This is a genomic window from Escherichia sp. E.sYA108 (assembly GCF_011754335.1).
GTDB lineage: Bacteria > Pseudomonadota > Gammaproteobacteria > Enterobacterales > Enterobacteriaceae > Escherichia > Escherichia coli.
The window spans coordinates 731475-755784 of the sequence record NZ_JAAQVZ010000001.1 but is presented as its reverse complement, the minus strand read 5'-3'; the positions used below and the strand labels follow the sequence as shown (position 1 = coordinate 755784).

The 24310-nt window shown below is 48.8% G+C and carries 23 protein-coding genes; 11 read left to right on the top strand and 12 right to left on the bottom strand.

Going from position 1 to position 24310, the window contains the following annotated elements:
- Window positions 1–4: 4 nt before the first annotated feature.
- On the bottom strand, window positions 5–2224 hold the full coding sequence (locus tag HBM92_RS03640) for a YgiQ family radical SAM protein (RefSeq protein WP_000095186.1): 2220 nt from the start codon (window positions 2222–2224) through the stop codon (window positions 5–7).
- Between the two features lie 251 nt (window positions 2225–2475).
- Here HBM92_RS03640 and HBM92_RS03635 point away from each other — a divergent pair, with 251 nt between their 5' ends.
- The 7 genes from HBM92_RS03635 (at window position 2476) to HBM92_RS03605 (ending at window position 9949) form a co-directional block, all read left to right on the top strand.
- The gene (locus HBM92_RS03635) at window positions 2476–3225 is read left to right on the top strand and encodes an FCD domain-containing protein (protein WP_000438650.1); all 750 of its coding nucleotides are present in this window, start codon (window positions 2476–2478) and stop codon (window positions 3223–3225) included.
- A gap of 322 nt (window positions 3226–3547) precedes the next feature.
- The gene (locus tag HBM92_RS03630) at window positions 3548–5020 is read left to right on the top strand and encodes a mannitol dehydrogenase family protein (RefSeq protein ID WP_001305101.1); all 1473 of its coding nucleotides are present in this window, start codon (window positions 3548–3550) and stop codon (window positions 5018–5020) included.
- On the top strand, window positions 5017–6033 hold the full coding sequence (locus HBM92_RS03625; RefSeq protein WP_000853923.1) for a zinc-binding alcohol dehydrogenase family protein: 1017 nt from the start codon (window positions 5017–5019) through the stop codon (window positions 6031–6033). The genes HBM92_RS03630 and HBM92_RS03625 overlap by 4 nt, the downstream gene beginning before the upstream one ends.
- A gap of 10 nt (window positions 6034–6043) precedes the next feature.
- Window positions 6044–7054, top strand: a complete 1011-nt coding sequence (locus HBM92_RS03620; protein ID WP_000214542.1) for an Ldh family oxidoreductase — start codon at window positions 6044–6046, stop codon at window positions 7052–7054.
- Between the two features lie 72 nt (window positions 7055–7126).
- A complete protein-coding gene (locus HBM92_RS03615; RefSeq protein ID WP_000645961.1) occupies window positions 7127–8110 on the top strand; it encodes a TRAP transporter substrate-binding protein in 984 nt (327 codons plus the stop codon).
- 41 nt (window positions 8111–8151) lie between these two features.
- Window positions 8152–8634, top strand: a complete 483-nt coding sequence (locus HBM92_RS03610; RefSeq protein ID WP_001259753.1) for a TRAP transporter small permease — start codon at window positions 8152–8154, stop codon at window positions 8632–8634.
- Between the two features lie 10 nt (window positions 8635–8644).
- A complete protein-coding gene (locus HBM92_RS03605) occupies window positions 8645–9949 on the top strand; it encodes a TRAP transporter large permease (protein ID WP_001305102.1) in 1305 nt (434 codons plus the stop codon).
- Between the two features lie 70 nt (window positions 9950–10019).
- Here the strand turns inward: HBM92_RS03605 and ftsP are convergent, their stop codons facing one another.
- From ftsP to ygiW, 6 genes are all read right to left on the bottom strand, one after another.
- Window positions 10020–11432, bottom strand: a complete 1413-nt coding sequence (gene ftsP, locus HBM92_RS03600) for a cell division protein FtsP (protein WP_000059395.1) — start codon at window positions 11430–11432, stop codon at window positions 10020–10022.
- Between the two features lie 74 nt (window positions 11433–11506).
- Complete coding sequence (gene plsC / locus HBM92_RS03595; protein ID WP_000965712.1) at window positions 11507–12244, bottom strand: 1-acylglycerol-3-phosphate O-acyltransferase; 738 nt, start codon at window positions 12242–12244, stop codon at window positions 11507–11509.
- 234 nt (window positions 12245–12478) lie between these two features.
- Window positions 12479–14737, bottom strand: a complete 2259-nt coding sequence (gene parC / locus HBM92_RS03590; RefSeq protein ID WP_001281890.1) for a DNA topoisomerase IV subunit A — start codon at window positions 14735–14737, stop codon at window positions 12479–12481.
- Window positions 14738–14874: 137 nt separating this feature from the next.
- A complete protein-coding gene (locus tag HBM92_RS03585) occupies window positions 14875–16482 on the bottom strand; it encodes an ABC transporter substrate-binding protein (RefSeq protein WP_001305104.1) in 1608 nt (535 codons plus the stop codon).
- Window positions 16483–16590: 108 nt separating this feature from the next.
- A complete protein-coding gene (locus HBM92_RS03580; RefSeq protein ID WP_000183488.1) occupies window positions 16591–17073 on the bottom strand; it encodes a GyrI-like domain-containing protein in 483 nt (160 codons plus the stop codon).
- 52 nt (window positions 17074–17125) lie between these two features.
- Window positions 17126–17518: an OB fold stress tolerance protein YgiW gene (ygiW, locus tag HBM92_RS03575; RefSeq protein WP_000712665.1), complete on the bottom strand. Its 393-nt coding sequence runs from the start codon at window positions 17516–17518 to the stop codon at window positions 17126–17128.
- A gap of 151 nt (window positions 17519–17669) precedes the next feature.
- Here ygiW and qseB point away from each other — a divergent pair, with 151 nt between their 5' ends.
- Window positions 17670–18329: a quorum sensing response regulator transcription factor QseB gene (qseB, locus tag HBM92_RS03570; protein WP_001221477.1), complete on the top strand. Its 660-nt coding sequence runs from the start codon at window positions 17670–17672 to the stop codon at window positions 18327–18329.
- Entirely contained in the window at window positions 18326–19675 is a 1350-nt protein-coding gene (qseC, locus tag HBM92_RS03565; RefSeq protein ID WP_000673390.1) for a quorum sensing histidine kinase QseC, read from the top strand. The genes qseB and qseC overlap by 4 nt, the downstream gene beginning before the upstream one ends.
- 45 nt (window positions 19676–19720) lie before the next feature.
- Here qseC and HBM92_RS03560 read toward each other — a convergent pair whose 3' ends face one another.
- From HBM92_RS03560 to HBM92_RS25215, 3 genes are read right to left on the bottom strand one after another with little or no spacing between them, the layout of a single operon-like run.
- Window positions 19721–20053 (bottom strand): DUF2645 family protein, encoded by a 333-nt coding sequence (locus HBM92_RS03560; RefSeq protein WP_000914696.1) that lies wholly within the window; start codon window positions 20051–20053, stop codon window positions 19721–19723.
- 6 nt (window positions 20054–20059) lie between these two features.
- On the bottom strand, window positions 20060–20770 hold the full coding sequence (locus HBM92_RS25220) for a hypothetical protein (protein WP_000834021.1): 711 nt from the start codon (window positions 20768–20770) through the stop codon (window positions 20060–20062).
- A gap of 2 nt (window positions 20771–20772) precedes the next feature.
- Window positions 20773–21252: an Hcp family type VI secretion system effector gene (locus HBM92_RS25215; protein WP_000069056.1), complete on the bottom strand. Its 480-nt coding sequence runs from the start codon at window positions 21250–21252 to the stop codon at window positions 20773–20775.
- Between the two features lie 249 nt (window positions 21253–21501).
- Between HBM92_RS25215 and mdaB the strand changes: the two genes are divergently transcribed.
- Together mdaB and HBM92_RS03545 are read left to right on the top strand one after the other, a co-directional pair.
- Window positions 21502–22083, top strand: a complete 582-nt coding sequence (gene mdaB / locus HBM92_RS03550) for an NADPH:quinone oxidoreductase MdaB (RefSeq protein ID WP_000065430.1) — start codon at window positions 21502–21504, stop codon at window positions 22081–22083.
- A 30-nt stretch (window positions 22084–22113) separates the two neighbouring features.
- Entirely contained in the window at window positions 22114–22428 is a 315-nt protein-coding gene (locus HBM92_RS03545; protein WP_000633738.1) for a putative quinol monooxygenase, read from the top strand.
- 44 nt (window positions 22429–22472) lie between these two features.
- On the opposite strand, the gene HBM92_RS03540 is transcribed toward HBM92_RS03545, so the two are convergent.
- Window positions 22473–23360 carry a MurR/RpiR family transcriptional regulator gene (locus tag HBM92_RS03540; protein WP_000614960.1) on the bottom strand — a complete coding sequence of 296 codons (888 nt, stop codon included), beginning with the start codon at window positions 23358–23360 and terminating at the stop codon, window positions 22473–22475.
- Complete coding sequence (locus HBM92_RS03535; RefSeq protein ID WP_001305106.1) at window positions 23357–24304, bottom strand: iron-siderophore ABC transporter substrate-binding protein; 948 nt, start codon at window positions 24302–24304, stop codon at window positions 23357–23359. The genes HBM92_RS03540 and HBM92_RS03535 overlap by 4 nt, the downstream gene beginning before the upstream one ends.
- Window positions 24305–24310: the final 6 nt, after the last annotated feature.

The window sequence follows — 24310 nt, the reverse complement described above, 5'->3', positions numbered from 1 at the left end:
TTTTTTAACGTCCAACCGCCGCTTTAGGGCGTTTCTTCGCACCAGCATTCTGCAGGCGAGATTGCGTAGACGACGCTTTTTTTGCCGTAGCAGGCGTCTGACGCTGGGTCGCCATCGGCGTATGTTTAGTCAACGCCGGACGGGTATTGCGGTTCTGACGGCGAGCTTCACGCATCTCTTCAATGGTTGGCGCAGGCACTAAGCAATCGCGACGGCTGCCAATCAGATGCTTTTTGCCCATCGCTTCCAGCGCCTGGCGGATTAACGGCCAGTTTGCCGGATCGTGGTAACGCAACAACGCTTTATGCAGGCGACGCTGCTTGTCGCCCTTCGGTACGAAGACGTCTTCACTCTTATAACCAATCTTCGCCAGCGGGTTTTTGCCGGTGTAATACATGGTGGTCGAGTTAGCCAGCGGCGACGGATAGAAGTTCTGCACCTGGTCGAGGCGGAAGCGATGCTTTTTCAGCCATAGCGCCAGATTCACCATATCTTCATCACGCGTACCCGGGTGCGCGGAGATGAAATACGGGATCAGATACTGTTCTTTACCTGCCTGTTTCGAGTAAGTATCGAACAGCTCTTTAAAGCGGTCATAGCTGCCCATGCCCGGCTTCATCATCTTCGATAACGGCCCTTCTTCGGTATGTTCCGGGGCAATCTTCAGATAACCGCCAACGTGATGGGTCGCCAGCTCTTTGATATAGCGCGGATCTTCTACGGCGATGTCATAACGCACACCAGAGGCAATCAGGATCTTTTTAATGCCTTTCAGATCGCGCGCACGGCGATAGAGGTTGATCGTCGGTTCATGGTTAGTGTCCATGTGCGGACAAATATCCGGATAAACGCACGACAAACGACGGCAGGTTTGCTCAGCGCGTGGCGATTTGCAGCGCAACATATACATGTTGGCAGTAGGCCCACCGAGATCGGAAATCACGCCCGTAAAACCTGGAACAGTGTCGCGGATCGCTTCGATCTCATTAATAATCGAATCTTCGGAACGGCTCTGAATAATGCGCCCTTCGTGCTCGGTAATAGAACAGAAAGAGCAGCCGCCAAAGCAGCCACGCATAATGTTGACCGAGAAACGAATCATTTCGTAAGCCGGAATTCGGGCATTACCGTAAGCCGGATGCGGCACGCGCTTGTACGGCAGCGCAAAGACGCTATCCATCTCTTCGGTAGAAAGCGGAATAGCAGGCGGGTTGATCCATACATAGCGGTCGCCATGTTTTTGCATCAATGCGCGGGCGCAGCCTGGGTTAGTTTCGTGGTGCAGAATGCGCGAAGCATGGGCGTACAGCACTTTATCGCCCTTCACTTTCTCGAAAGAAGGCAGCAACACGTAGGTTTTTTCCCACGGTTTCGGGCGTGGTGGCTGCACGGTTACAGCTTTGGCTTCCTGCTTTTTCGGAGCTACCGGTTTGTTATCCGCGCACGGCAAATCTTCGCCATACGGATGCGGGATTGGGTCGATTTTCCCTGGGGTATCAAGACGGGTGGAATCCACACCGCTCCAGCCAGGCAACGCCTCTTTTACGATAATCGCGGTATTACGCACATCGCGGATTTCACTAATCGGCTCGCCCATCGCCAGACGGTGCGCCACTTCCACCAGCGGACGCTCGCCGTTACCGAACATCAGCATGTCAGCTTTGGAATCCACCAACACCGAACGGCGCACGGTATCCGACCAGTAATCATAATGCGCGGTACGGCGCAGGCTGGCCTCAATACCGCCGAGGATCACCGGCACATCTTTCCACGCCTCTTTACAACGCTGGGTATAAACCAGTGTGGCGCGATCCGGACGCTTACCCGCGACGTTATCCGGTGTGTAGGCATCGTCATGACGTAAACGGCGATCGGCGGTATAGCGGTTGATCATCGAGTCCATGTTGCCAGCAGTAACACCGAAAAACAGATTCGGTTTACCCAGACGCATAAAGTCGTCTTTACTGCTCCAGTCTGGCTGGGCGATGATCCCGACGCGAAAGCCCTGCGCTTCCAGCATACGACCGCAAATCGCCATCCCGAAGCTTGGGTGATCGACATACGCGTCGCCAGTAACCAAAATGATGTCGCAGCTATCCCAGCCTAGTTGATCCATCTCTTCACGTGACATCGGCAAAAACGGTGCCGGTCCAAAACAGGCGGCCCAGTACTGCGGCCAGGAGAACAGGTCGCGATCCGGTTGGATCAGGGAGATAGAGCTCATTTTGCTTCCAGAAATGGTAAAAAAATAATCAAAGGCCGGGGATTATACGCTGTATCACGCGCGGAAATGAAGTGATGTTGATGAACGGTGGCGAAATACCCTGGTGAGGTTTTTCACTGCCCGACTTGGGCAAGCACATTTAAGGCTGGCGGTATCGTGGCAACTGCCGCTACTATTTATGCCGCTCAGCAACGTTCAAATCATATTGCACGTCGATCGGCTATCCGAGGACACCCACAGTAAGGCAAGGTATGGAACAGGTTATTACAAAGCGCCGCTATTACGATATTGGTCTACAGATTGAAGAGCTGCTGTATTCAGGCGTATTTAAGGCCGGAGAACGCTTACCTTCAGAACGTGAACTGAGCGAGCGGTTTAATACCAGCCGAACTACCATTCGTGAAGCCATCATTATGCTGGAACTGAAAGGCGTATTGAATGTGAAGCAAGGGTCAGGGATTTTCTTTGTCGACTCCACCGATAAGCTCAACCAGAAATCATTAATGCCCTATTCAGAAATTGGCCCGTTTGAACTGTTACAGGCACGTCAGGTAATTGAGAGCAATATTACCGGTTTTGCTGCCAGCCAGATCAGCTTTAACGAGTTACAAGAGTTGAAGAAAATCATTGGATTACAGGAAAAAGCCATCGCTGCGGAAAGTGATAAATTTGAAGACCTGGATCACCGATTTCATAGCATTATTGCCGAAGCGACGCAAAATCGGGTACTCATCAAACAAGCTGCTGAATTATGGCGGGCAGTTCGTACAGAAAACCCCCGCTGGAAGAAACTTAACTACAAGTACCTGCATGAAAAGCATTTGCGTCTGCAATGGCTGGAAGATCACCGGGCTATTTTCCTGGCTCTGCAACAGAAAGATTCAGAGCTCGCCAGGGAAGCGTCCTGGAGACATCTGGAAAACAGCAAAAATGAACTGATCAAAATCTTCAAACAAGACGCTTCCATCAGCGATTTTGATGACTTTTTCTTCGCTCGTTAACCTTCATTAGTCCAGAGCTGGCGGAAAAAATAACGCCGGCTCTGCCTTCCGCCCTCCACTGGTACACGCTCTCTTTTTAATTGGTCTAATAAATCGACTATCATCAGATATCTTAGATTAGCGGCAATTATCCTAAAAACTGACCTCTAAAAAACTTTCCTTTCATTTTATTCATATAACTCATTGATACAGATATAAATAACGCCTTGTTGTTCTGTTTCGTACTTTTACCTTTCTCTGCAAGCGTGATGCATCTCTCTGTTTTTGGTCTAATGAATTATGTAAATTGGTATACACACAAGCCACCAGGAGTAAGAGCATAATGTCAGGGAACGAAAGTATCGATGCCGCCCACTATGATCAGGTAACCACCTGGCCTCGGGGCGGGTTACAGGCAGATATTGTCCATATTGGTTTTGGCGCTTTTCATCGCGGACACCAGGCTGTCTACACGGATCTCACTAATCAGCTTTCTGACACCCACTGGGGGATCTTTGAGATCAACCTGTTTGGTGATGCTCAACTGATCGAAAACTTAAATGCGCAAAATGGGCTGTTTTCGGTTGTGGAAACATCTGCATCGCAATCTACCTCACGCCTTGTGCGTTCGGTAACTGGCGGTATTCATACCCCCGTGGATGGCATTGCCGCAGCAATCCAGAAATTGACTGAACCTCAGGTAAAAATCGTTTCATTAACCATCACCGAGAAAGGCTATTGTCTCGATTCGCAAACGCGATCGCTTGATCTCACCAATGGATTAATCAAACACGATCTACAAAACCCGGATGCGCCTCAGTCGGCTATTGGCTTGATCGTCTGTGCTTTGCAACAACGTAAAGCGGCAGGGCTCGCCGCTTTTAGCGTGCTCTCCTGCGACAACTTGCCAGACAATGGGCATCTGACGCGAAATGCCGTTCTCGGTTTTGCCCGACAACTGGACCAGCCCCTGGCTCAGTGGATCGAAGAAAATGTCTCATTTCCAGGCACGATGGTCGATCGCATTGTTCCGGCAATGACCGAATCGCAATTCGCCTTACTGGAAACTAAAACCGGTTATGCCGATCCCTGCGGGATCGTCTGCGAATCATTTCGTCAGTGGGTGATTGAAGATAATTTTGTGCATGGGCGACCACAATGGGATAAAGCAGGCGCGATGTTTGTCAGCAATGTTCAGCCTTATGAAGAGATGAAGTTACGCATGTTAAACGGTGGCCATTCATTTCTGGCCTATAACGGCTCACTGGCTGGCTATGAATTTATCTGGCAATGCATGGAAGACGCTGATTTTCGTTCCATTACCCGCCAACTGATGATTAATGAACAAGCCCGAACACTTAATCCAGACTTAAATATCGACGCCCAGGAATACGCCGACCTGTTAATTGAACGCTTTAGCAACCGTAATGTTGCACACCGTACCGGGCAAATCGCTATGGACGGTTCACAAAAGCTTCCCCAGCGTGCGCTGACGCCCTGGCTGAAATTGCATCAGCAAAAACAAAACAATGCTGTTCTGTCACTGCTCGTTGCTGGTTGGTTGCATTATGTCATTGAAGCTGTTGAGAAAAGCCAGTCTGTCGCGGATCCAATGAATGAACAATTTCAGGCGCTAATAAAGGAACAACAAGACGCATGGCAACAGGCGCTCGCATTACTGCACCTTAGCGCCATATTTGGTGATTTAAGCAACCATCAGCCATTTATAAATGAAATAAAAATCGCCTTTGCAAATATAAAAAACAAAGGCATCAAGGCCACCATCAGCCAATTATTATCGGATGAGCAGAAATGAAAACATTAATTTGTCAGCAGCCTGGCGTTATGGAATATGTGGAAAAGGATATTCCCACACCAGCAGATAATGAAGTGCTGTTAAAAATAAAAGCTGTGGGTATTTGTGGTACTGATATTCACGCTTTTGCCGGCAGACAGCCTTTTTTTAGCTACCCACGTGTATTAGGTCATGAAATATGCGCCGAAGCGGTTTCGCGAGGCAGCCAGTGCCAAACAGCACAATCAGGCCAGCGCTATTCCGTCATCCCATGCATTCCGTGTGGCGAGTGCGCAGCCTGTCGGGAAGAGAAAACGAACTGCTGCGAACGTGTTTCGCTGTATGGCGTGCATCAGGATGGGGGTTTTAGTGAGTACCTTGCGGTACGTGAAGACAACCTTGTGCCTCTCCCTGACGAGGTCAGCGACAGTGCCGGAGCATTGGTTGAATGTTTCGCCATTGGTGCACATGCCGTTCGTCGGGCAGAGATCAAGGCTGAACAAAACGTACTGGTGATTGGCGCTGGGCCAATCGGTCTGGCTACCGCAGCCATCGCCCGGGCTAAAGGGGCACATGTTGTTGTTGCTGATATTGACTGTCAACGTCGCCAGCACGTTGTGGATCATCTGGCGATTAATGCCTTCAATCCCACACAGGAAGATTTTATTGCCGCGCTTCGTGAGGCCTTTGGAGGCGAACTGGCTTGCGTAGTACTGGATGCGACGGGAAATAAAGCTTCAATGAGTCATGATGTCAATCTTATTCGTCATGGCGGCAAAATTGTTTTCATCGGTTTGTACATTGGTGAACTTGTTATTGACGATCCGACCTTCCATAAAAAAGAGACAACGTTACTCAGCAGCCGCAATGCCACACGGGAAGATTTTGCGTTGGTGATTGAACTGATGCGCAGCAATAAAATTCACGAAAATTTAATGAAAAACCAGGCGTTCAATTTCTTTAGTGTTGGCGAAGATTACCAGCGTAACGTTGTAGAAAATAAAAATATGGTCAAGGGTGTGATCACTTTTTAAGGGAACAAATATGACAACTGTTTATGTCAGTGAAGAAAATTTAAAATCACTGGTGCACCACAAATTACATACCGCCGGGCTGGATACCGACACCACACAACAGGTGACAGATGTTTTAGTACATGCCGATATTACCGGTGTGCATTCACATGGTGTTATGCGTGTCGAACATTATTGCACCCGCCTTGCTGCCGGAGGGTTAAATAAAGCCCCGCAGTTTAGCATTGAGCAAATTTCACCGTCAGTGGCCATTCTCGACTCTGACGACGGAATGGGGCATTCCGCATTAATTAGCGCCACTGAGCACGCTATTAAACTGGCCCAGCAAGAGGGTCTCGGTTTTGTTAGCGTTAAAAACACGTCTCACTGTGGTGCGTTATCTTATTTTGCAGAGATGATCACCAACAAAGGGTTGGTTGCTATCGTAATGACGCAAACCGATACCTGTGTGGCTCCCCATGGCGGCGCCGAGCGCTTTTTGGGAACTAACCCCATCGCCTTTGGTTTCCCGGTGGAAAACAGCCATCCGATGATTGTTGATATGGCGACCAGTGCCACGGCTTTCGGCAAAATACTTCATGCAAAGGAAACCGGAAAACATATTGGTGAAGGGCTGGCGATAGATAAAAACGGTTATGGCACCACTGATCCGTATAAGATTGAAAACCTGCTACCTTTCGGCCAACACAAAGGTTCAGGCATTGCACTGGCTATTGATGCACTGACTGGCGTGCTGATGAATGCGAATTTTGGCAACCATATTGTTCGCATGTATGGTGATTATGACAAGATGCGTAAGCTGGCAAGTTTGGTTATTGCCATCGATCCGAAAAAGCTCGGCAATCCTGTTTTTGCAAAAACTATGGCGAAAATGGTCACGGAGCTGCATGCCGTTAAACCGGCTCCTGGTGTCGAAAAAGTGTTAGCGCCGAACGATCCGCAAATGCACTACAAAGAAAAATGCCAACAGGAAGGTATTCCGGTTCCGGCAGGAATATTCCATTATCTGGCAGAGAATTAATCACTATTTTTTATTATAACGATAGAAAAGCGCTGTATTTATCGTTTCTGTTATATTAACCAGGAGCAGGATATGAAAGCACTTCGTCCTCTGACGGCATCGCTTATGCTGTTAACCAGTTGTTTATTAATATCTAATACCACACTGGCAAAAACAACATTAAAACTGAGTCATAATCAGGATAAAAGCCATGCTGTCCATAAAGCATTAAGCTATTTAGCGGATAAAACCAAAGAGTATTCTAATGGTGAATTAGTTATTCGCATTTACCCAAATGCGACATTAGGTAATGAGCGTGAATCACTGGAATTAATGAACTCCGGTGCATTACAGATGGTTAAGGTTAATGCTGCATCACTAGAATCATTTGCTCCGGATTACAGCCTTTTCAGTCTGCCGTTCTTATTCCGCGACCGTGATCACTATTATCGTGTTCTGCAAAGTGATTTAGGTAAAAAAATACTTAATTCATCAGAAAGCAAAGGTTTTGTTGGTATTACGTACTATGACGGCGGTGCGAGAAGTTTTTATTCCAATAAACCGATTACAAAACCTGAAGATTTAGCGGGAATGAAAATCAGGGTTCAACAAAGCCCCAGCGCCATTGCAATGATGAAAGCACTCGGTGGTGTCGCTACCCCGATGGCGCAAGGCGAACTCTACACCGCACTTCAGCAAGGAGTGGTTGATGGCGGAGAGAACAATACCGTTGTCTATGCCGATATGCGTCACGCCGAAGTCGCAAAAGTCTATTCACGTGATGAACACACCATGGTACCTGATGTGTTAATTATCAGCACCGACGTGTTAAATAAACTTGGTGATAAAGAGCGCACGGCATTATTAAAAGCAGCCGATGAGTCAATGATGCAGATGAAGGACGTCATCTGGCCTGCGGCTGAAAAAGAAGCCTACGACAAAATGAAAGGGATGAACGCAACAGTTGTTGATGTTGATAAATCCGCTTTCAAAGAACGCGTCAAACCGTTATACGATGAATTCAAGGCGAAAGATGCACAATCAGCCAAAAACCTTGAGCTAGTAGAAAGTATGTAACCCTAATGGGCAGGTAATTCCTGCCTTTTCATGGAAGACTTATGCGAACACTCACTCATATTCTTAATAAGATCCTTGCCGGATGTTGCTGCATTATTCTCGCCATTATGGTGTTCTGCGTAACCTGGCAAGTTATTGCACGTTTTATTTTTAACGCTCCCAGCACTGTGCTTGATGAGTTCACCCAGATTTTATTTATGTGGATGATTTTACTTGGCGGTGTATATACTGCGGGGTTAAAAAAACATCTGGCCATTGATTTGTTGGCTCAAAAACTTCCGGCTGCATCTGTTCTGACGCTTGACAGTTTTATCCAAATTATTATTACGGTCTTTGCGGTTATTTTCATGATCTATGGCGGGAATATTGTTGTTGAAAAAGCACAACATGTTGGACAAATCTCTCCAGTATTAAAATGGCCAATGGATAAAGTATATTGGGTTATGCCTGTCAGTGGGCTTATTCTGGTCTGGTATTCAGTAATGAATATTATTGACAACTATCGTAAACGGAATTTTCATTAACGAGGGAAATATGGACTTTGAATATATCTACCCCGTCTTAATTTTATTTGGCAGTTTTGCCGTCATGCTGGCAATAGGTGTGCCAATTACTTTTGCGATTGGTCTTTCTTCGCTGTTATCTATTATTACTGCCTTACCACCCGATGCCGCCATTTCTGTGATTTCGCAAAAGATGACTGTGGGGCTGGATGGCTTTACGCTATTAGCCATTCCCTTCTTCGTGTTAGCCGGAAACATTATGAATACCGGTGGTATAGCCAGACGACTGGTTAACCTGGCGCAAGCATTAGTTGGGCGTCTTCCTGGCTCACTGGCTCATTGTAATATCCTCGCGAATACACTGTTTGGTGCGATTTCAGGTTCAGCCGTTGCGTCAGCCGCAGCGGTAGGTGGGATTATGTCACCACTGCAAGAAAAAGAGGGATATGATCCGGCGTTTTCAGCAGCGGTTAATATTGCCTCTGCACCCATTGGCCTGATGATCCCACCGAGCAATGTGTTGATTGTTTATTCCCTCGCCAGTGGCGGGACTTCTGTCGCTGCGTTGTTCTTAGCTGGATATCTGCCGGGCATCCTCACCGCTGTTGCCTTAATGTTTGTAGCTGCACTTTATGCCCGACGTAACCATTATCCGGTGGCCGAACGCATCAATTTTCGTCAGTTTTTACAAGTATTCCGCGAATCAATTCCTAGCCTGATGCTTATTTTTATCATTATTGGCGGTATTATCGCCGGGGTATTTACGCCTACAGAAGCATCGGCAATTGCGGTAATTTATAGTTTAGCCCTGGCGATGATTTACCGGGAAATCACTCTTAAGAAGCTCAATGATATTCTGTTAGATTCGGTAGTAACCAGTTCAATTGTTCTGTTACTGGTAGGCTGCTCGATGGGGATGTCATGGGCCATGACGAATGCTGATGTTCCTGAGTTGATCAACGAACTGATTACCCGCGTTTCGGATAACAAATGGGTCATTCTGTTTATTATCAATATCATTCTGTTGATCGTCGGTACCTTTATGGATATCACGCCGGCGATCCTGATATTTACACCTATTTTCCTGCCGATCGCCCAGCATCTGGGGATTGATCCGATTCACTTCGGCATAATTATGGTTTTCAACTTAACCATTGGCCTTTGCACACCACCTGTCGGCACCATTCTGTTTGTGGGGTGCAGCATTGGTAAGGTCAGTATCGACAGGGCAATAAAACCATTACTGCCGATGTTTCTGGCATTGTTTGTAGTAATGGCAATTATTTGTTATTTCCCGCAGCTTAGTCTGATGCTGCCAGGATTATTTTCGACCTGATACACAATGAAGACTGCATACTGAGTAATTTTCAATGCCCCACCACTCTGTGGGGCATTGAATTGGTCCATTACGGTACCGGATTGACCAACAGTTGCCCAATCGAGCCACGGTCCGCCATTTCCAGCGTCTGACTGTTGAAGTAGAACGGGAAGTGCGCCCAGGAAGGCTGACCGAAATAAACAAGCAGCTCCACTTGTCCGTCAACCCAAACGGTATCTTTCCAGCCTCTGTCTTCCGGGAACGGCATCGCGCCATTCACGTTACGGATCTGGAACATCACGCCTTCAATATGGAACGCTTGCGGCTCGTCCGCGCGCACCGTCCAGCGTTCCCACGTTCCTTGCTGCGCGGTGACATCAATACGGTTGACGTCCCACAGTTGTCCATTAATACCCGGGTCATCACCCAGACTAATATCGCGACTGCGAATCGGCGAACCGGCCATGATTTCAGTTGGCAGCAAGCGCATCGGAAGACTGTCAGTGACCAGCGGCAGAAGGCCGGTTGGGCGCAGCGTTAGCACCAGCGTAGAAACCAGAATGCTGGATGGCTCAAAGAAGCCACGAATACGATCAACAATGCTCGCCGCTTCGCCACAGGTAATCGACACTTCATCACCGTTGCTCATATCCACCAGAATCTCACGACGCTCGCCCGGTGCCAGCGAAAGTTGCTTCACCGATACAGGAGCGGGCAGGAATCCCTGATCGCCAGAAATCACATGTAACGGGCGACCATCGCTCATCTGTAGTTGATAGCGACGAGAGTTCGACGCGTTCAACAGACGCAAGCGCACCCAGCCACGCGAGACTTCAACGTACGGGCTTTGTACACCGTTAACCAGCAGCGTATCACCAACAAAGCCGCCGCTTCCCGGTTCGTTGTATTCTGGCGTACCAAAGTTATCCAGCCGTTTATCCTGAATAATGACAGGAAAATCATCCACACCATAATGGTTGGGGATAGGCAGCGATTTACTGACTTCATCTTCCACCAGCCACATTCCGGCAAGGCCGTTATAGACCTGCTGAGCCGTGCGGTTGGGAGTATTGGCGTGATACCACAGAGTAGCTGCGTTCTGGCGAATGGGCAGTACGGGTGCCCAGTCAGCGTTTGGCGACATCATCCGTGCCGGACCGCCCATCAGCGGGCCAGGTACCTGTAGCCCGGCCACCGTCATTGAGACATTTTCTGTCAGGCGGTTGCTGTAAATAAGCTTAACATCGTCGCCCTTCCAGACGCGGATAGTCGGCCCCAGGTAACGACCATTGATTCCCCAAACCGACGCGCGTGTCCCTGGCGTAAATGACCAGTGCGCACGTTGTACAGTCATAAACAGCGGTTGCCCACGGCGAGATTCAAGCAGCGGCGGAACGGGTAGCGGTTGCTGTTGCCCGGCTGCGCTGGCCTTCAGGGGAACAGCGCCTGCACAAAGTGCAATCCCCGATGCCTGAATGAACTGACGCCGACTGAGTGACATATTTGCTCCATGTAAAACTGGCTAAAGTAATACCGTGCAGGAAAGTGTTCCCCGCAAAAATACAGATTGCCGACTTAAACTTTTCCGGCGGCTTCGCGTTCTGCGACTTCTTTATCGAGCTCGGCGATTTTTTGTTCCATTATCGAACGACAATGGGCAGCCAACTCGCGAACCTGATCTTTGCCATACTGACTGACGTCAATTGGCGGCAGCATTTCGACAATCACCAGACCGTTGTGTAGCCGATTAAGATTAATCTTATTCGAAGTTGTAGAGACGCACACGGGTATAATCGGGACGCCCGCCGCAATTGCCGCGTGAAATGCCCCGGTCTTGAACGGCAGCAGGCCGCGACCACGGCTGCGGGTTCCTTCCGGGAACATCCAGATGGAAATACGGCGTTTTTTGAAGTGATTCACTACTTCCGCAATAGTGCCGTGAGCTTTAGTGCGATTGTTTCTGTCGATCAATAAGTTGCCGGTTAACCAGTACAACTGCCCGAAGAAGGGGATCCACAGCAAGCTCTTTTTACCTACCGTCACTGTCGGCGGCTGCACAATGTTCGATGCCGTCACCATGTCATAATTGTTCTGGTGGTTAGCAATATAGATAGCATTGCCGTAGCTTTCAGCGTCTGCAGGTTTGCGGCACTCCACTTTCAGGCCGAAAAGCGGCGCAAGACGGCCAAACATATGCCCAAAGGTGGCCACATGTTTCGGGTTACGCGGGCTGAAAAGGCAGTAAATGGAGCCGAATACACAGACTAAGATGCTGTAAATCACGGTAATAATAAGACGAAAGATATATAGCATAACACCCTCTGAAGGTCTGAGAGACTGGCATTGTACGTCACCTGAAAATCAGGTTAGGGCATTGTTAAAAGCCGCTCTCTGGAAAAGCGTATTGTTAATCGCAACGCATGAATAAACAACGGTTTCAAGGGAATTTTTATCGTTTCCGGGGGTTGAATACGCTGCCGGATGACGACTTAACGTTTCATCCGGCGTTCCTTGCAAGCGGGAGGAAACAGCGCCCTCCCCGGCATATTACTCTTCGCTATCACCGCTGCTGGCACGGCGAGGAGAGTCGATCTCAACACGATCGATACGCTGCAAACCGCGCATCAACGTACCGCGGCGTCCACGTTCGCCAGTGACTTTCTGTAGCTCTTCCGGACGCAGTTTAATTTTGCGTTTCCCAACATGAATGGTCAGCGTGCTTTGCGGCGGCAGAACGTACAGTTGCGCCAGGCCATCCTCGCCACGCGCGGCTTCTGCCGATGGAATGTTGATAATCTTGTTGCCTTTGCCCTTCGACAGCTGCGGCAGATCGCTTACCGGGAACATCAACATACGGCCTGCCTGAGTGATTGCCAGCAGCATATCGGAAGCATCTTCAATCACCACCGGCGGCATAACATGGGCATTTTCCGGTAAGGTGATCAAAGCCTTACCTGCACGGTTACGCGCCACCAGATCGTTAAAGGTGCAGACGAAACCGTAACCCGCATCGGAAGCCATCAGCAGTTTCTGATCGTCGCTTTCCATCAGCATATGGTCAACGGTCGCTCCAGGGGGCAACGTTAATTTGCCGGTGAGCGGCTCGCCCTGACCACGCGCCGACGGCAGCGTAATCGGGTCGATGGCATAGCTACGACCGGTGGAATCAACAAACACTACCGGTTGGTTGCTCTTACCTTTCACCGCCGCTTTGAAGCTATCGCCCGCTTTATAATTCAGGCCCGGCGCGTCGATATCATGGCCTTTAGCGCTGCGTACCCAGCCCATCTGCGACAGCACAATGGTGACAGGTTCAGACGGCAGCATGTCGTGCTCGCTCATCGCTTTCGCTTCTTCGCGTTCCTGCAACGGCGAACGACGTTCGTCACCGTAGGCTTGCGCGTCTGCCTGCAGTTCTTTCTTCAGCAGGTTATTCATTTTACGCTCGGAAGCCAAAATGCCCTGCAACTGGTCGCGCTCTTTTTCCAGCTCACTCTGCTCACCGCGAATCTTCATCTCTTCCAGTTTGGCAAGATGACGCAGTTTCAGTTCGAGGATCGCTTCCGCCTGGGTTTCCGTAAGGCCAAACCGCGACATCAGCGCCGGTTTCGGTTCATCTTCATTACGAATGATCTCAATCACTTCGTCGATATTGAGAAACGCCACCAGCAAACCTTCGAGGATATGCAGGCGCTTGAGGACTTTCTCCAGACGATAGTTCAGTCGGCGGCGCACGGTATCGCGGCGGAACACCAGCCATTCGGAGAGGATTTCCAGCAGGTTTTTCACCGCCGGACGACCATCCAGACCGATCATATTGAGGTTAATGCGATAGCTCTTTTCCAGATCGGTGGTAGCAAAGAGGTGGTTCATCACCTGATCCATATCCACGCGGTTGGAACGCGGCACAATCACCAGACGGGTCGGGTTCTCGTGGTCAGATTCATCGCGCAGATCGTCAACCATCGGCAGCTTTTTGTTGCGCATTTGCGCAGCAATTTGCTCCAGTACGCGCGCACCTGAAACCTGATGCGGCAATGCGCTGATAACCACCGCGCCATCTTCTTTCTTCCACACCGCGCGCATACGCACTGAACCACGTCCGTTCTCGTAGATTTTACGAATCTCGGCGCGCGAAGTGATAATTTCCGCTTCAGTCGGATAATCCGGCCCCTGCACGATATCCAGCAGCTGATCGAGCGTGGTTTTCGGTTGGTCGATTAATGCGATTGCCGCCTGAGCCACTTCACGCAGGTTATGCGGTGGAATATCGGTCGCCATGCCGACGGCAATACCGGTGGTGCCGTTAAGCAAAATGTTTGGCAGACGGGCAGGTAGCATTTTCGGCTCCTGCAAAGTGCCGTCGAAGTTTGGCACCCAGTCAGCCGTCCCCTGCCCCAGCTCGCTCAATAGCAGTTCGGAATATTTCGACAACCGGGATTCGGTGTAACGCATTGCCGCGAACGATTTCGGATCGTCCGGCGCCCCCCAGTTCCCCTGACCATCAACCAGCGGATAACGGTAAGAGAACGGCTGCGCCATCAGGACCATCGCTTCATAACAGGCACTATCGCCGTGCGGATGGTATTTACCCAGTACGTCACCGACGGTACGGGCAGATTTTTTAAATTTGGCGCTGGCATTCAGGCCCAGTTCAGACATCGCATACACAATGCGCCGCTGAACGGGTTTCAGACCATCACCAATAAACGGCAACGCACGGTCCATGATCACGTACATGGAGTAGTTTAAGTAGGCGTTTTCCGTAAATTCATGTAGCGCAAGGCGCTCTGCCATATCGCTCATTAATTCTGATTCCTCAACTTATTCGCCAGCCTTCAAAGGGGCAATATTGCCGGAGATACTACATTATCTGCCGCGTCGAGTCACAGGAGATCAGCGTGAATAGCGCCGCCGGACGTGCTCCGACGGCGATAAAGGCATCAATGTGCCTTGATATACAACTCTTTGCTGTAGACATAATCCTGGGGATTATGCAGCGGAAAACCGCCAACGTAGGGTTTAAGCAGTTTGATTAACGGCTGATAGTAGATGGGAATCAGCGGTGCCTGCTGGTTGATGATCACTTCTGCCTGCTGATACAACGCATTACGCTTTGTTGCATCAGTGATCTGCGTGGCCTGGTTTAGTAAGGCGTCATACTGCGCATTTTTCCAGTGACCGACGTTTTCTTCACTATCGCTTTTGAGCGTGTTCAGGAAGCTGGAGGCATCATTGTACGTCGCATCCCACGACTGCCGAGACAGCATAAAATCACCGGCTCGTCGGGCATCAAGATAGGTTTTCCACTCCATTGTGCGCAGCGTCACCTGTGCACCCAGCCATTTTTTCCATTCGGAAGACAACGCTATCGCGGTCTTTTCATGCAGATCGTACTTGTTGTAGAACAGCTCAAAGCGTAGCGGATGAGAGGCGTCGTATCCCGCCTGTTTCAGCAAGACTTTTGCCATCGCGACACGCTCACTCATTGGCTTTTGCAGTTCATCGAACGTCGTCGCGCTAAAGCCTTTTACCTCTGGCGGCGTCAGCGTGGTTGCGGGCGTTCTCAACCCCAGTACCTTTTGCGCAATAAGCTGTCGATCAACCGTAAGATATAGCGCCCGACGCACCCGCACATCGTTAAATGGCGGTTTCTCAAGGTTAAAGTTGTAATATTCGCTGTTCAGACGCGGGATAATTCGTAGCTCGCCAGGCAGTGATTTTTCAATGGCGGGAATTTGCTGCGCCGGAACCCAGGTGAGATCGACCTCTCCCGCGCGATAGCGGTTATAGCCGGTGACCGAATTATCCAGCGCCAGATACTCAACCTGTTGCAATACTGTATGTTGCGCATCGCGGTACTTTGGATTTTTGCGTGCAGTAATCTTTTCGTTAACTACCCATTTATCAAGCACAAAGGCACCGTTGTAAACCATGTTCTCTGGCTTACTCCAGCTATCGCCATGTTTAGCGATGACATGATGAGGAACCGGGAACAGCGTCGGCCAGGCGAGCATCGTCGTGAACCAAGGAACTGGCTGCTCAAGCGTAACTTCAAGAGTACGATCATCCGTCGCTTTGACACCCAGCGATGTAACATCTGCTTTACCCGCAACAATAGCCGCGGCATTGTTAATGTGCGCCTGTGCCAGATAGCCAGCAAAAGGGCTTGCCGTTTTCGGGTCAACCGCGCGCTGCCAGCCGAGGACAAAATCCTCTGCCGTCAGAGGCTGACCGTCTGACCACTGCAAACCGCTACGCAGATGGAAAATATAGCGCTTGCCGCCGTCAAGTATCTCCCAGCGTTCAGCCTGAGCGGGCTGCACCTGGCCTTCACCGTCCATCCATACCAGACCTTCAAACAGATCCAGCACAATCTGCGCGGCAGTATTCTCCTCTACCTTTTGCGGGTCGAGCGTGCCTGGGTCGCTATGATTGTTGTAACGAAAGACTTGTTGCGGGGCGAGCGGTGTGTTGGCGGGAACGTCAGCAGCGTAGAGAGGAGCCGCACTTACCAGGCTGACCAGCCATAATAAATTTCGCGTATACATGGTATTCCTTACCGGAGAAATTATAAGCCCGACAACAATACGCCTGTGGCATTGTTTGCTCAAACTTATCGCGAGTGATTTGGCTCACACTCCGGTAAAGATTCCCCATCACGCCAACGGCACATAAATATCCGTTTCCAGTCGCCGCTCTGTCATCTCTTCGGCAAGATTGGTGTAGTGAAACAGGATCGGGGCTTTGCGCATTTTTTCGCCGCTTGCAGGTAGCCAGTGGCGAATGATGCCCCATATCGTGTGTGAAATATCGTCCAGCTCGCCAACATGGCGGGCAACAGCATAACGCCCACCGGTAAGTTCGCCATTACTCACGCCATAACGATTATCGGGGATCGGTTCGCTAACGCTGCCGCAGATATCAAAGCGAAACGCTTCCGGTGCGGTGGTGGCAGGGTCGTCCCAGGCGACGCCAAAAGTCTGGCTTTGGTTAACAGGAGAAAGCCCCGTCTCTTTACGCCACATGATAAATTTCGCCACGCTGTAGTTGAGCAACTCAGGGCTACAGCGGTGCGGCAACATCGCCACAGGGATTGATGGGAAATCGATAATATTTACATCCAGTGTCAGGTTTGTCATTTTGCCTCCCTGCGAAATTATTCCCGGGAACGCGTCCCGGGAGCGGTAACAATTACGGATTTACTTTGCGGATCTGTTTGACGTCAATTTCAACAGAATTCCAGTCTTTATCGACTTCCCCCTGAATCTCAACCGTATCTTTCGGCGTCACCGTCACGCCGTTCCAGCGTTTGTGGTCGATATCAACATTGATAGTACCGCTGGCATCTTTGAACACATAGAGATCGTCAGAGATGCGTTCAACGATATTGCCGCGTAGGGTTACCCAGGTGTCGTCACGCAGGGATTTTGCGCTTTCTACGGTCGTTACGCTGCCGTTCGGCCCCTGGAATCCTCCGGCCTGACTTTGCGTTGTCGATGGGCCAGAAAAACCTCCCTGCTCTGCTGCCATAACCGGTGTACTGCACAGGGCCATTACTGCGATTACTGCTGCGAATTTTTTCATGTTTATTACTCCCTTTAATGTCTGTTTCCGAGCATTTAACAAGATAGTCCTTAACAACTTCTTAAGGGAAAAAAATAAAATTTAATGCTGTACAGAGCGCGTTACAACACGGTTTACTGGCAGCAAATACGGTTATCGCAGGGATGAAAAAATGCGAATTTTACTGATAGAAGATGACATGCTGATTGGCGACGGCATCAAAACGGGCCTTAGTAAAATGGGTTTTCGCGTCGACTGGTTTACACAAGGTCGTCAGGGAAAAGAGGCGCTATATAGCGCACCTTATGATGCGGTGATCCTGGATTTAACCTTACCGGGCATGGATGGTCGCGATATTTTGCGCGAATGGCGAGAAAAAGGTCAGCGTGAGCCGGTATTGATCCTGACTGCGCGCGATGCGCTGGCGGAACGTGTAGAAGGGCTGCGTCTGGGAGCTGACGATTATCTGTGTAAACCTTTTGCGTTGATAGAAGTCGCCGCCAGGCTGGAAGCTCTGATGCGCCGAACCAACGGCCAGGCCAGCAACGAGCTGCGCCACGGCAACGTCATGCTAGACCCCGGCAAACGTATCGCCACGCTGGCTGGCGAACCCTTAACGCTGAAACCAAAAGAATTTGCCCTGCTGGAATTACTGATGCGTAACGCTGGTCGGGTACTGCCGCGCAAACTGATTGAAGAGAAACTGTATACCTGGGACGAAGAGGTCACCAGTAATGCCGTTGAAGTGCATGTGCATCATCTGCGACGCAAACTCGGCAGTGATTTTATTCGTACCGTGCATGGTATTGGCTACACATTAGGTGAGAAATGAAATTTACCCAACGTCTTAGTCTGCGAGTCAGGCTGACGCTAATCTTTTTAATTCTGGCCTCGGTGACCTGGCTGCTTTCCAGCTTTGTCGCCTGGAAACAAACAACGGATAACGTCGATGAGTTGTTCGACACCCAACTGATGCTGTTTGCCAAACGGTTAAGTACGCTCGATCTCAACGAAATCAACGCGGCGGATCGCATGGCACAGACGCCAAATAAATTAAAACACGGTCATGTTGATGACGATGCGCTGACTTTTGCCATCTTTACCCACGACGGCAGAATGGTCCTTAACGATGGCGATAACGGAGAAGATATTCCCTATAGCTATCAGCGGGAAGGTTTTGCTGACGGGCAACTGGTCGGTGAAGACGATCCCTGGCGTTTTGTCTGGATGACCTCACCTGATGGCAAATATCGCATCGTTGTGGGTCAGGAATGGGAATACCGTGAAGACATGGCGCTGGCGATTGTTGCCGGACAATTGATCCCGTGGCTGGTCGCACTGCCGATTATGTTAATCATCATGATGGTACTACTGGGTCGTGAACTCGCGCCGCTGAACAAACTGGCGCTGGCACTACGTATGCGTGACCCAGACTCGGAAAAACCACTAAACGCGACGGGCGTACCCAGCGAAGTGCGCCCACTGGTTGAGTCGCTAAATCAACTGTTCGCCCGCACACATACGATGATGGTTCGTGAACGACGCTTTACCTCCGACGCAGCTCACGAACTTCGTAGCCCGTTAACGGCGCTGAAAGTGCAAACCGAAGTTGCTCAACTCTCTGACGATGATCCGCAGGCGCGGAAAAAAGCGCTGCTCCAATTACATTCCGGGATCGATCGCGCTACTCGTCTGGTTGATCAACTGCTCACGCTATCGCGGCTGGACTCACTGGATAACCTTCAGGACGTCGCGGAGATCCCGCTTGAAGATCTCCTGCAATCGTCGGTGATGGATATTTACCACACGGCGCAGCAGGCGAAAATTGACGTGCGACTGACACTCAAAGCCAACGGCATCAAACGCACCGGACAACCGCTATTGCTAAGTTTGTTGGTGCGAAATTTGCTGGATAACGCCGTGCGTTACAGTCCACAAGGTAGCGTGGTAGACGTCACGCTGAATGCCGATAATTTCATCGTGAGGGATAACGGCCCCGGTGTGACACCAGAGGCACTGGCGCGAATTGGCGAACGCTTCTATCGCCCACCCGGACAAACCGCTACCGGCAGTGGACTTGGGCTATCGATTGTCCAGCGAATCGCCAAATTGCATGGCATGAATGTTGATTTTGGGAATGCGGAACAAGGTGGATTTGAGGCGAAGGTAAGCTGGTAACTTCTCTGTCTATGAGAGCCGTTAAAACGACTCTCATAGACTTTACTAATAGCAAAATATAAACCGTCCCCAAAAAAGCCACCAACCACAACCCAGACAAATAACGAGCGAGAATACATATAGCCAAAACTCGAACATTTCCCGCATAAAGAGTTTTCTTAAGATAAGAATAATAAGTGGTGTCAGAAGAAAAAATGCTGCAATCATTGCTTGCAATATACGATCTTCGCCTGAAACAGAAGGTATACTGCAAATATTGTCTCCCGACTCAAGCATCCAGTCATACTTATTGAAAGCAAAAAAAGAATCTATTAACCAATAAGTAAGCATTATATATAATAGTGCTTCAAATATTGATAGTAGTTGTTTTTTTAACATATCTGATTACTCATTAATCAATTTTTTGATATGTTCTCTAATCTCTAACAACCTCATACCATAAGAGATGAATTTATAATCATCTGTATCACGCGCAGGCAAATTATTAATTAAACAAATAAAAAAACCCAAATCTCGTTCAACACCACGATTATATCTAATACCAGCCATAATATACTGCTCATTCGTCATATACAGTGTTGCCGAAGAGGGATAATCAAAAAGAACAAGATCTCTTAAATAAGTAGCAGCAATTTGAAAGGTAAAATCATCCTCCATTAGGCATGTCGCTAACTCTAACTGATTTCTGGTAGTTAATTCTGAAGGGTCTAGACCTAGAGTAATCGCTGCGGTTCGTATTTGTATACCCATTGAGCCAAATGATGTTTTATTTTCAGGCATATCTAACAATCCGATCATTCTTTTTGTTTCATATATCTGAAACTTATAATTTTCAGGCATACCTCCTGACTCAATCCAGGCCACGCCGCCCAGTAACTCTGGACGAATTCCAGCGGCGTATGCATGTTTAATTATTTTGTCTCTATTATATTGTACATATGCATCTTTATAAGCATTTAAATAATATACTCCTGAACGGCGACGCGAATCATTTTTTCCTAACTTCCAGAGTAAAACGTCCATTTCATCCCATTTACGGAACTTCGCTTGTGGAATTGTACAATATCTATTTTTTATAGTGAGATCGCTTTTCATATTTAAAAAATCCTTTCTTCCCAACAACTATATGATTCCGTACTCGCGATATGGTGCTTCCATGTTATATTTTTATAATTAAGAACAATGACATCTTCCGGCTGATTACCCGCATGTGTAATTGAGTGTGGATAACATGTCAGAATATTCGATAAATGTGCTCCTTGCAATTCAATTGTGTAAAACCTTTCAATACAACCGCCAGAATTAATTCTATAAAAATTAAATACAGCTGATAACTCTTCATTTTCAGAAAGAGCGGCATTTAATAAAGGGGAGGATTTATCTATTGGCTTGTAAAATTTTATGGGGTGATGCACTACATTATACTCTCGACTTAAAGAATGGTCGAACTGTAAAACAAAAATTTCATCCACATGATTTATTTGATATTTATTACCAATAGATGCATACGAACCACAACCCTCAGAGATCAAACCTTGTATTTTCCCTTTAATTGATAAGTATATCATATTTGACATATATATTCTCCATAATCATTTTTTCCGAAAAACTCCTGTATCATTTGCATAATACATCTCTCCTGTGGGAGCTTATGGGAAGTTGATTTAAGTATTGTCATTTTCAGAAAATATTTATCCCGCATCGGTGAATCAGAGAAAGATCAGACTTTTGCTAAATTCGCAAAAGACTTTGCACATTTTGCTAATTTCACCGTACCGCTCTGTGACGTACTATAGTCGGCAAACGTCTCACCTTGAGGTTAAAAAATGAGCAACATCCTGATTATCAACGGCGCGAAAAAATTCGCCCACTCCAATGGTCAACTGAACGACACCCTGACCGAAGTCGCGGATGGCACACTGCGCGACCTCGGGCATGATGTCCGCATTGTTCGCGCCGACAGCGACTACGATGTCAAAGCGGAAGTACAAAACTTTCTCTGGGCTGATGTGGTGATCTGGCAGATGCCAGGCTGGTGGATGGGCGCGCCGTGGACAGTGAAAAAATATATTGATGATGTATTCACCGAAGGTCACGGGACTCTGTATGCCAGCGATGGTCGTACCCGCAAAGATCCATCAAAAAAATACGGTTCCGGCGGCCTGGTACAGGGCAAAAAATATATGCTTTCACTGACCTGGAACGCACCAATGGAAGCCTTCACCGAAAAAGATCAGTTCTTCCACGGCGTTGGTGTTGACGGTGTGTACCTGCCGTTCCATAAAGCAAACCAATTCCTTGGCATGGAACCGCTGCCGACATTTATCGCTAATGACGTGATAAAAATGCCTGATGTTCCCCGCTATACTGAAGAATATCGCAAGCATCTTGTGGAAATTTTTGGTTAACTAGAGCTCTGGCTTTAGAAGGAGTTAACCATGATTACAGTAATCGCAGAAATCCGTACTCGTCCTGGTCAACATCACCGTCAGGCAGTGTTGGATCAGTTTGCTAAAATCGTTCCAACCGTACTGAAAGAAGAAGGTTGCCACGGCTATGCGCCAATGGTGGATTGCGCTGCTGGCGTGAGTTTCCAGTCTATGGCACCGGATTCTATCGTGATGATTGAGCAGTGGGAAAGCATCGCGCATCTTGAAGCGCATCTGCAAACCCCGCACATGAAAGCATATAGCGAAGCCGTAAAAGGTGACGTGCTGGAGATGAATATTCGTATCCTGCAGCCGGGGCTTTGACATTTCTAAAAAGAGGCCGGTGCTGCTACCGGTCTCAGCCCAGATTAGCCATTCTTTCTTCCCGTTTTCAGTCCTCGATGGAAATCGTTAATTCGCTTAATGGTTTTAACCGCACGCTGCGGCACTGCGGAAGCTACCGACCAGACAATCATTTCCAGACACAACAATACCGTACCATGTAGCGGCGTTTTCCCTTTTTCATCCCCGCGCGGAACATGAATCACGATACTGGCGTCTTTGCTAAAACGTGAATCCAGCGCGTTTGTCAGCAAAATAACAGGGATCCCCAGCCGCCTCGCCTCACGAAGCGTTGTCAGCCCTTCCCGGTGCGCAGATTTTTGCGCCATCATGATCAGAACATCGCCACGTTGAAGCGCGATCAGTTGCTCGGCAAGGCCAATACCCGTACGGTTTAGTGCCGTGGCAGGCAAACCTATGCGGTTGAATAGTCGTGCGGTATAGTCCGCCAGAATACCCGAAGCGCCAATACCAAAAATAGCGACTTGCCGTGCCTGCACCAACAACGCTACAGCTTGCGCAAGCGCGTGGCGGTTTTCAGGCTCTGACAGGACATTACAGGTATACAAATGCCCTTCAAGAACAAAGTCGATTGCGGTGTTAACATCGCTCGTCAAGTTACTCACCGTCGTAGACATCTTTTCGCTGGAACTAAGGGCTGGACCAAGCCACTGTTCCAGAGTGCGTTTCAGATCACGCAGCCCGGCAAACCCCAGGGCCTGTATAGCCCTGATAACTGTGGCATCGGAAGTGTTCAACGTGGCCGCAATTTCCATCGCCGTTTGCTCGAGTACCACTTCACGATGCTCATTAATGTAGCTGGCGACAACTCTTAACCCAGGCGTTAACTGACTCGCGCGAGTGCGAAAACGCTCACCAAAAATATCAACCCGCACTTTATCTTTCTGGATCATTTATCTTCCGGTAGAGGTCGCCCTGCAATTTGTGATTGTATCTGCGCAGCCATCAGCCCCAGAGATGCAAAGGAGTTAGAAATTGCCTCTTCACGAGAAATCAGCACATAACGCCCGGAACGACAGGCAGTCAGAAACTGACACCATCCCGGCATGACTTTTTCCATTGCTGCCAGCTCATCCTGAGGTTTACCACCGGTGTCACCGCGCCAGGTTGCAAAAACAAAATCGGCATCCAGTTCAGGTAAACGCTCCGCGCTCACATCCATTCGCCCACCTTCAGGAATGCTCTCAATCAGCGGCGGAAAACGAAAACCAGCATCGCGTAATACCCGTCCCAGCGAATGATAGCTATGCATCACATTAATTTTTCCCTGGTTTGCCTGAATCACCGATACCGTTATTTTTTGGCTGTCCAGCGTCGCCTTCAGCGCATTGATTTGTGCCTGATAGCGGCGTTCAAGTATCGCCAGCTGCGACTGCGTTCCTGTAAGTTCTGCCAGCTTGCGATAGATTTCTGGCGCGCCCCCTTTGAGATGATCAATGCTCACCGTGGGCGCAATTTTTTCAAGTTGTTCAATGGGCGTATTACGGGTCGGTTCTGTGATGATCAGGTCAGGCTTTGCCGCCACAATCGCTTCAATATCAATATCAGCGGTACCAATAAAGGCGATCGATGAATTATCAAAGTCGACACCTGTCAATAACGCGCCAGATCGAATGAAATGGCTACCGTCAGGCCGAGTTCGCCCGTGGCTGGCGACAGGAGGTACACCGAGCTCAATCAGAGGAATAGTGATATCAAGATCGTGTAAAGAGACAATTCTCTTTGGATGAGCAGGAACAGTGACTTTGCGCCCTAAATCATCAGTAAATACCTGAACAGGTTCTGTTGCACGGGAAAAAAATGACAACAGTATCAGCAGAGAAAAAAATAAACGCATATAACT

Coding starts and splice junctions, on each gene's coding strand:
- HBM92_RS03560 (WP_000914696.1), bottom strand. CDS start 20,053: ATGTTAAAAAAACAACTACTATCAATATTTGAAGCACTATTATATATA.
- qseB (WP_001221477.1), top strand. CDS start 17,670: ATGCGAATTTTACTGATAGAAGATGACATGCTGATTGGCGACGGCATC.
- parC (WP_001281890.1), bottom strand. CDS start 14,737: ATGAGCGATATGGCAGAGCGCCTTGCGCTACATGAATTTACGGAAAAC.
- HBM92_RS03610 (WP_001259753.1), top strand. CDS start 8,152: ATGCGAACACTCACTCATATTCTTAATAAGATCCTTGCCGGATGTTGC.
- ygiW (WP_000712665.1), bottom strand. CDS start 17,518: ATGAAAAAATTCGCAGCAGTAATCGCAGTAATGGCCCTGTGCAGTACA.
- HBM92_RS03635 (WP_000438650.1), top strand. CDS start 2,476: ATGGAACAGGTTATTACAAAGCGCCGCTATTACGATATTGGTCTACAG.
- mdaB (WP_000065430.1), top strand. CDS start 21,502: ATGAGCAACATCCTGATTATCAACGGCGCGAAAAAATTCGCCCACTCC.
- HBM92_RS03540 (WP_000614960.1), bottom strand. CDS start 23,360: ATGATCCAGAAAGATAAAGTGCGGGTTGATATTTTTGGTGAGCGTTTT.
- ftsP (WP_000059395.1), bottom strand. CDS start 11,432: ATGTCACTCAGTCGGCGTCAGTTCATTCAGGCATCGGGGATTGCACTT.
- HBM92_RS25220 (WP_000834021.1), bottom strand. CDS start 20,770: ATGAAAAGCGATCTCACTATAAAAAATAGATATTGTACAATTCCACAA.
- HBM92_RS03545 (WP_000633738.1), top strand. CDS start 22,114: ATGATTACAGTAATCGCAGAAATCCGTACTCGTCCTGGTCAACATCAC.
- HBM92_RS03625 (WP_000853923.1), top strand. CDS start 5,017: ATGAAAACATTAATTTGTCAGCAGCCTGGCGTTATGGAATATGTGGAA.
- HBM92_RS03630 (WP_001305101.1), top strand. CDS start 3,548: ATGTCAGGGAACGAAAGTATCGATGCCGCCCACTATGATCAGGTAACC.
- HBM92_RS03585 (WP_001305104.1), bottom strand. CDS start 16,482: ATGTATACGCGAAATTTATTATGGCTGGTCAGCCTGGTAAGTGCGGCT.
- HBM92_RS03580 (WP_000183488.1), bottom strand. CDS start 17,073: ATGACAAACCTGACACTGGATGTAAATATTATCGATTTCCCATCAATC.
- plsC (WP_000965712.1), bottom strand. CDS start 12,244: ATGCTATATATCTTTCGTCTTATTATTACCGTGATTTACAGCATCTTA.
- qseC (WP_000673390.1), top strand. CDS start 18,326: ATGAAATTTACCCAACGTCTTAGTCTGCGAGTCAGGCTGACGCTAATC.
- HBM92_RS03640 (WP_000095186.1), bottom strand. CDS start 2,224: ATGAGCTCTATCTCCCTGATCCAACCGGATCGCGACCTGTTCTCCTGG.
- HBM92_RS25215 (WP_000069056.1), bottom strand. CDS start 21,252: ATGTCAAATATGATATACTTATCAATTAAAGGGAAAATACAAGGTTTG.
- HBM92_RS03620 (WP_000214542.1), top strand. CDS start 6,044: ATGACAACTGTTTATGTCAGTGAAGAAAATTTAAAATCACTGGTGCAC.
- HBM92_RS03535 (WP_001305106.1), bottom strand. CDS start 24,304: ATGCGTTTATTTTTTTCTCTGCTGATACTGTTGTCATTTTTTTCCCGT.
- HBM92_RS03605 (WP_001305102.1), top strand. CDS start 8,645: ATGGACTTTGAATATATCTACCCCGTCTTAATTTTATTTGGCAGTTTT.
- HBM92_RS03615 (WP_000645961.1), top strand. CDS start 7,127: ATGAAAGCACTTCGTCCTCTGACGGCATCGCTTATGCTGTTAACCAGT.